The sequence below is a fragment of the uncultured Vibrio sp. genome (assembly GCF_947488985.1).
Taxonomy (GTDB): domain Bacteria; phylum Pseudomonadota; class Gammaproteobacteria; order Enterobacterales; family Vibrionaceae; genus Vibrio.
Genome location: NZ_CANLBV010000132.1, coordinates 1 through 6804, shown reverse-complemented (window position 1 = coordinate 6804; position 6804 = coordinate 1). Strand labels below are relative to the sequence as shown.

At 40.9% G+C, this 6804-nt stretch carries 7 protein-coding genes; 4 read left to right on the top strand and 3 right to left on the bottom strand.

The features are described 5' to 3' along the window. Positions 1-159: 159 nt before the first annotated feature. From Q1A70_RS18230 to kdgR, 3 genes are all read right to left on the bottom strand, one after another. Positions 160-900: an exonuclease domain-containing protein gene (locus Q1A70_RS18230; RefSeq protein ID WP_299694805.1), complete on the bottom strand. Its 741-nt coding sequence runs from the start codon at positions 898-900 to the stop codon at positions 160-162. 5 nt (positions 901-905) lie between these two features. Further along, a complete protein-coding gene (locus Q1A70_RS18225; protein WP_299694804.1) occupies positions 906-2774 on the bottom strand; it encodes a DUF294 nucleotidyltransferase-like domain-containing protein in 1869 nt (622 codons plus the stop codon). A 95-nt stretch (positions 2775-2869) separates the two neighbouring features. Beyond that, positions 2870-3655: a DNA-binding transcriptional regulator KdgR gene (kdgR, locus tag Q1A70_RS18220; RefSeq protein ID WP_299694803.1), complete on the bottom strand. Its 786-nt coding sequence runs from the start codon at positions 3653-3655 to the stop codon at positions 2870-2872. Between the two features lie 264 nt (positions 3656-3919). On the opposite strand from kdgR, the gene kduD reads away from it, so the two are divergent. Genes kduD through Q1A70_RS18200 form a run of 4 tightly spaced genes read left to right on the top strand, consistent with a single transcriptional unit; the run spans position 3920 to position 6245 of the window. Next, positions 3920-4678, top strand: a complete 759-nt coding sequence (gene kduD / locus Q1A70_RS18215; RefSeq protein WP_299694802.1) for a 2-dehydro-3-deoxy-D-gluconate 5-dehydrogenase KduD — start codon at positions 3920-3922, stop codon at positions 4676-4678. 31 nt (positions 4679-4709) lie between these two features. Further along, complete coding sequence (locus Q1A70_RS18210) at positions 4710-5225, top strand: YgjV family protein (RefSeq protein ID WP_299694801.1); 516 nt, start codon at positions 4710-4712, stop codon at positions 5223-5225. A gap of 18 nt (positions 5226-5243) precedes the next feature. Continuing rightward, complete coding sequence (locus Q1A70_RS18205) at positions 5244-5564, top strand: cupin domain-containing protein (RefSeq protein ID WP_295899434.1); 321 nt, start codon at positions 5244-5246, stop codon at positions 5562-5564. A gap of 45 nt (positions 5565-5609) precedes the next feature. Next, positions 5610-6245, top strand: a complete 636-nt coding sequence (locus Q1A70_RS18200) for an RpiB/LacA/LacB family sugar-phosphate isomerase (RefSeq protein WP_299694798.1) — start codon at positions 5610-5612, stop codon at positions 6243-6245. Positions 6246-6804: the final 559 nt, after the last annotated feature.

Here is a 6804-nt window from a genome sequence, read left to right as displayed (position 1 = left end):
CCTATCACCTTCTGGGTTGTCATCCATTGGTAAAGTTCATCCAGTATCGGCTTGGAATACGCTTGACGCTCTGCTTTTCTTATTTCAGCAGAGTTACCCTAACAGGAGCATGTGAGACAGGAAAAAATATGAATTCAAATACGTCTTCTTGAGTCTCTATCAATTGGGTTGCCAACATAATTCACCAATGGTTGAAGTATTGAAAAGCTTAAATTTTTTAAACTGCAGTAGAAAAAGTTCTGCGCACGCAACGGCGTCACTGGCCGCGGAGTGAGAATAATAGACGGGTAAATTATGGTGTCGTCTAAGGTCATCTAATTGATAGCTAGTGTGGTGATTACATTTTCCTTCATAGCTAAATTGCTTTTCAATTTTTAGTGTATCGATGAAGTAGCAAGGGAATTTGGAAAGCTTATATGTATTGTGCAAGTAACTCTCAATAAACTGCTTTTCAATGCAAGCACTGTGAGCAACAACGACCTTTCCTCTAATACGTTCAAGCAACCAATCCATCGCTGTATCAAGATCGACTCCTTGGAGTAACTGTTTTGGAGTGATCTCGTTGATTTGGGCAGTTTCTGCTTTGATGAACTTACCGTGTTTGATAAAAACTTCTTCACTGCTCGATAGATCTATGCCATCTAGGCTGACGTTCACAATTCCAATGGATAAAATTTTGTCCTTGTTGAAATCTAAACCTGTCGTTTCAAAATCAAGAGAGATAAACTCTATGTCGTTCATGGAGTGCATTGGCTCTGGCTGTGGTGTTTCAAGGTACTGAGTAAGTTGGATACTCCAAATTGGGTTTGACCGAATATTACGTCGCACACTTTCTTGGGAGAGGCTTTCAGAATGACGGAGCCATGAGATGAGCCATTTGCTGAAGCATTTATTGAACATTACGATCAAGCACCTTTAACGAATCTAAGTTTGGCGACATCTTGTAATTCGTTGATGATCTTAAAGGCTTCTTTAAGATGCTTACGTTCAAAGCTACTGATTTTATCTGGGTAGATATGATTGTTTGGCTCACTATCCATATTCAGTGCATTCAGTTGATGCCTGAATCGAACTTGAGTAATAAAGCGAAATGCGCCAATGATGTTGTCGCAACTATCTTGAGACATCGTTCCGTGTTTCGCTGCGTAACGAAAGCGTTCTTCGGTTCCTGTGAGTGAACCACCTGCCGCTAGGCTAAAGATTCTTGCTAGATCGATGATCAAGTTAAGCGCGTACTTCTTGATATTCAATGTATTGCTGTTTTCGCCCCCTTTTTCGAGCACCAAGTTATTAAAAATACCTAGAGGTGGCTGGGTTTCAATGGCGTCACGCACCAAAGCGGGAATGAATCTAGGATTGTTGTGGATACATTCATGCATGTAATTTTGAATATTCTCTACAAAATCTGCATTACCATGAATAGATCGAATTTCAAGAAATACACTAATGTTTAACAGCCGATTGTATTCAGGGCTAGAAACCCACTTTTGATAATATTCCCTCCAGCGAGTTATTGGCTGACACCACTTTGGTGTAGCAGCCATGTACTTCCCATCACATAATGGATAACCACACGCTGCAAGCCCATTACACACACGTATAGCGAGGTGAGTGAAATAGAGCATATCTCCATCAGTGACGTTGTTGGCCAATATGATAGCGCTATCTTGATCTGAGAGCATGTGCACTTCATTGCGAGCATGGGAACCTGCCACAATCCAAGTGTATTCGCACGGTGCTGGTCCCAGTAAATCCTCGGTAAGTTGTATTATACGGCGAGTAAAGGCATCCATAATCATCGACATCACCTGCCCTTGAATTTCGGCGCTAACCCCGCTTTCTACTAATGCCTGGAAGATGATCTGTTTTTCATCTTTGAGTGCAGCAAGAGCAGTGACTGAATTTGCGTACTTGATCTTCTCAATAAGAAACAACGACTGAGTTTTATGATTGTGCACTAAGTGAGTAGTTGTAAGCAACCCTGTGACTTTGCTCTCTTTGATGACGGGTAAGCAGCGAACATTGTATTGCAACATCAGAGAGATGGCTTGTATAACTTTGTCATCGCTTTGGATGAGTATTGGCGAGGGATTCATGACTTGTGAGATAGGTTGGTTGGTATCAATTTCAGCGGCAACGACATTTCTTGTCATATCTCGGTCGGTGACCATACCGATGATGTCTCCGTCTCTCATTACGACCGCACATGAGCTGCGTTGATTGCCACACATGGATATAGCTACGTTTTTAATGGAAGTATCGTGCTCTATAATTGTGATGTTTTCACTGGCGACGTCCTCGACGCTACGGAAAAAAAGCCCTTTTTCTTCTTTTCGGCAAACAAAATCAACTGCTGAATTTAAGCGAACGTTAGCCTGTGATGCAAAGTAGTTGGAAAACTCAGGGTAATTAGCGCATGCTTTTTTCACCTCGTGGTGAGGAAGAAGGTAGAGCAAGGTATCTTCAATAGCTTGGGCTTGATAGCCATCTTCAGCATTTTTGAGAGGTTCTAGAAAGGTAAAACCAAATTGATCTTCTTCGCCAAGGCGTGCACGAAGCTCACCGTTGGGCGTTTTCTGCTCCATTGCACCAGTGCGAATAATATAGAGATGTCGTTTTTGGCATAATGAGCTGAATTCAATGATTTCACCTTCTATTAGGTATTTAACGATGACTGAACTCGCAAGTGTTTGCATTAATGATGCAGGTAGCTTGTCGAATGGGTCTATTCGGCTTAAGAAATCACTGATGTTTGGTGTAACAGAAGTGCCCATGTTTACCTCAGGTAATAAAACGATGTTTCAGTATGTGAATTTAGTATATAAAAAAGCAGCTGTGAAAGCTGCTTTTCGTATAAACATTTGGTTGTCTACTTTATAGGGTAGTCATCAAACCCAAGTTGTTTGGATATATTTCTACCGGCGGTATGCAATAGCTCGACGTAGTGTGCTTTTTTATCTTCATCAAAACGAATGGTTGGGAAAGAGATTGATACTCCCGCTATTACTGTGCCAAAACGATCATAAACAGGGCAAGCGATACACCGAAGGCCGGGTTCTTGTTCTTCGTTGTCTTCGCCAAAACATTGTAATTTAACCGTATTTAGTTCGTCAATTAATTCGTCAATATTCTCTATGGTATTTTCAGTACTTTTTACAAATTCAGCATCGTGAAGTTGGTTACGTACAAACTTCTCTTCTCGTTCTGCTAGAAGCACTTTACCAATAGCGGTTGTGTGCAGAGGGTTTCTACGTCCAATTCTAGAATGCATGCGCAATGAATGACTTGAATCGATTTTGTGCACGTAAATAATGGATCTGTGATCAAGTGCACCTAAGTGTATGGTTTCGTTTGTCTTTTCAGAAACGATACGCATCTCTTTTTCGGCAATGGTTACCATGTCGACCCACTCAAGAGATTTAGAACCGAGCTCGAACATTTTTAATGTTAATGAATATTTATCTGCTTCGCCTTGTTGTGAAACAAATCCAAGTGTTTTCATGGTCTGTAGAAAGCGGTAGGTAGTCGCTTTTGACATCATTAAGCGTTGAGAAAGCTCTGATACGCCTATCTCTTTTTGATCTCCCAGAGCTTCGAGAATGTTAAATACTTTCAAAACTGAAGATACCGCTTCTGGTTGAGTGGACTTATCCATTAAATGAGGTTCCTTTGTTATCGGAGGAAGGAAATAGGCAAAAATTAGGATATAATATCATTGTTCACTAATTATGAAAAGGCTTTTTAATTTAAAAGAACCACAGGTATGCGCAGTTCACACATTTCGCTTTGAGATGAATATTTTTGAAATGATGTTTTAAAATTATTTGCAGTGGGCGGAAATATATTTTATTGTAATACAAAATGAAGAAGGCAACTGATATCGGTTGCTACAAGTGAACACATAATTGAGGTCAACAAAATGCTAGAGTCATTTAATCTAAAAGGGAAAGTCGCGATTGTTACTGGTTGTGATACTGGACTTGGTCAAGGTATGGCTATCGGTTTAGCTGAGGCTGGATGTAAAGTTGTTGGCGTTAACTATGTTGAGCCAACAGAAACAATTGAAAAAATGAGCAGCGCTGGACATGTATTTTTAGATGTACGTGCAAATCTTCTTAAGCAAGAAGATATTCCAACAGTGATTGATAAAGCTCTGACTGAGTTTGGACAAGTTGATATTCTCGTAAACAATGCAGGGATCATCCGTCGTGAAGATGCTGTAGAGTTCTCTGAGCAAAATTGGGATGACGTAATGAATATCAACTCAAAAACAGTTTTCTTCATGTCTCAAGCGGTTGCTAAGCAATTTATGGCACAAGGTAACGGTGGTAAGATCATCAACATCGCTTCTATGCTTTCATTCCAAGGCGGCATTCGTGTTCCTTCCTACACTGCTTCAAAAAGTGCCGTTATGGGTATCACACGCGCTATGGCTAATGAGTGGGCTCGCCATAACATTAATGTGAATGCAATCGCACCAGGTTATATGGCAACAAATAATACTCAGGCTTTACGTGAAGACGCTGAACGAAACCAAGCTATCTTAGAGCGTATTCCTGCCGACCGCTGGGGTACACCAACTGACGTAGCTGGCCCTTGTGTTTTCCTAGCATCGTCAGCTTCGGACTACATTAATGGCTACACGATCGCCGTTGATGGTGGTTGGTTAGCTCGCTAGCCCCTAGATAAATTCAGTAATGGAGTAATAGTTGGAATATCTAAATTTGACTCAAGTTGTAGGCTATATAAGTTTTGTTCTAGGTATTTCAACTTTCTATCAGAAAGATGATAGGAAGCTAAAAATCGTTATGGTTGTATTTAATCTCAATCATATGCTTCATTACTTATTGTTAGGCTCGATAGTTTCAGCGTTGAGTGCTTTGCTTTCTGCGTTGAGAAGTGCAACTGCCATATATATTTCATCTAAAGTGGTTGCCGGAATATTTATTTTTATAAGCTTGGTCAGTGGCATTTGGTTGTCCAACGCTATTTGGGAATTCTGGCCAATATTAGGGACGATAATTGGGACTTATTCTGTCTTTGTACTGAAAGGTATTCAGATGAGAATTGGCTTTTTAATTGGCGCAACGTGTTGGTTAATAAACAATATTTTAGTAGGTTCGATAGGAGGTACTCTATTAGAAGTGACCCTTATCAGCATTAATTTGATGACAATATTTCGCCTACTTAGAGATCAACGGCAAACACTTGTAACAAGTAAATAATAAACAATTAGGTGACTCATGTTTGTATACAACAATGATGTTCAATTAGAAGATCTTGGCGATGGTATTTCTCGCAAAGTTCTTGCGCACAACGACAATATGATGGCTGTAGAAGTTCACTTTGAAAAAGGTGCAATTGGTGCTATGCATAATCATCCTCATGAGCAGCTTACTTACGTTCTTTCTGGGGCGTTTGAGTTTACAATCGGTGACGAAACTAAAATCGTGAAAGCAGGCGACACTATGTACAAAGAGCCGAGTATTGAACATGGCTGTGTATGCTTAGAAGCGGGAGTATTGATCGACAACTTTACTCCAATGAGAAAAGATTTCGTTTAATTTATAAAATTTAATTTATCGCAGTGTGAACTGCAGGAGAAACCCATGAAAATCGCTCTAATGATGGAAAACAGCCAAGCACCAAAAAACGCGATGGTTGCAGGTGAACTAAACAACGTTGCCGGTGGTCTTGGTCACGATGTATTCAACGTAGGTATGACAGATGAGAACGATCACCATCTGACTTACATTCATCTAGGCATTCTAGCTAGCCTTGTACTTAACTCTAAAGCAGCGGACTTCGTTGTAACAGGTTGCGGTACAGGTCAAGGTGCAATGATGGCAAGCAACCTACACCCTGGTGTTGTTTGTGGTTACGCACTAGAGCCATCAGATGCTTTCCTATTTAACCAAATCAACAATGGTAACGCCATTTCTCTAGCATTCGCTAAAGGCTTTGGTTGGGCTGGTGAACTAAATGTTCGTTACATTTTCGAAAAAGCATTCACTGGTAACCGTGGTGAAGGCTACCCAATCGAGCGTGCAGCTCCACAACAAGCAAATGCAGCTATCCTAAACGACGTAAAAGCAGCAGTTGCAAAAGATGTTGTTGAAGGTCTTCGTTCTCTAGATCAAGATCTAGTGAAAGCGGCTATCGGTGGCACACACTTCCAAGAGTTTTTCTTCGCAAACTGCCAAGTTTCTGAGATCGCTGAGTACGTGAAGTCTCTACTGGACTAATCACGACCGAACTCATTTATCGGGAAATAAGTTGAATTATGAAAGCTAGCCTTAATCGGCTAGCTTTTTTTTTGGTGCGCCGAGCATGGCGTTGATCTAGGAGGTGAAAGTCCTCTACGGGCTCAGTCGAGCGAGAACCGTTAGCCTATGCAAGGGTGTTCACCGCGAGGTGAAATCTGAAGGAAGCAAATGGCAAAACTTGGTTGTGACGAACAGAAATCTGATAGTAGGCCATTACAACTTGGGCAACCTAGCCATAGATAGAATAGTCCAATGCCTCGACGAGAAGTGTGTAGTGGTAAATCAGGCACAGCCAAGGGAAAGAACAACGTCTTATCTCGGGAGATCTTATTGTTTGTCTCAATAGAGACTAATACAGCAGTGATGTTGTGTGATGAGCAATAAGAAGTCAGCAGAAGGCATAGTACTTTGAGAATGTACAACTCAAAGGAAGGCCTGAACTGAATATATCAAGAAGCAGTCACTAGGGCGTGTTGATCTTTCGTGAGTATTTTTTAAACAGCATGGTAAAGAGTTATAATTTGCTTCGCCAAAAGTA

Excerpts from the sequence above, each read along its gene's own strand:
- Q1A70_RS18230 (WP_299694805.1), bottom strand. The coding sequence starts at position 900 with ATGTTCAATAAATGCTTCAGCAAATGGCTCATCTCATGGCTCCGTCAT.
- Q1A70_RS18225 (WP_299694804.1), bottom strand. The coding sequence starts at position 2,774 with ATGGGCACTTCTGTTACACCAAACATCAGTGATTTCTTAAGCCGAATA.
- Q1A70_RS18205 (WP_295899434.1), top strand. The coding sequence starts at position 5,244 with ATGTTTGTATACAACAATGATGTTCAATTAGAAGATCTTGGCGATGGT.
- kdgR (WP_299694803.1), bottom strand. The coding sequence starts at position 3,655 with ATGGATAAGTCCACTCAACCAGAAGCGGTATCTTCAGTTTTGAAAGTA.
- Q1A70_RS18200 (WP_299694798.1), top strand. The coding sequence starts at position 5,610 with ATGAAAATCGCTCTAATGATGGAAAACAGCCAAGCACCAAAAAACGCG.
- kduD (WP_299694802.1), top strand. The coding sequence starts at position 3,920 with ATGCTAGAGTCATTTAATCTAAAAGGGAAAGTCGCGATTGTTACTGGT.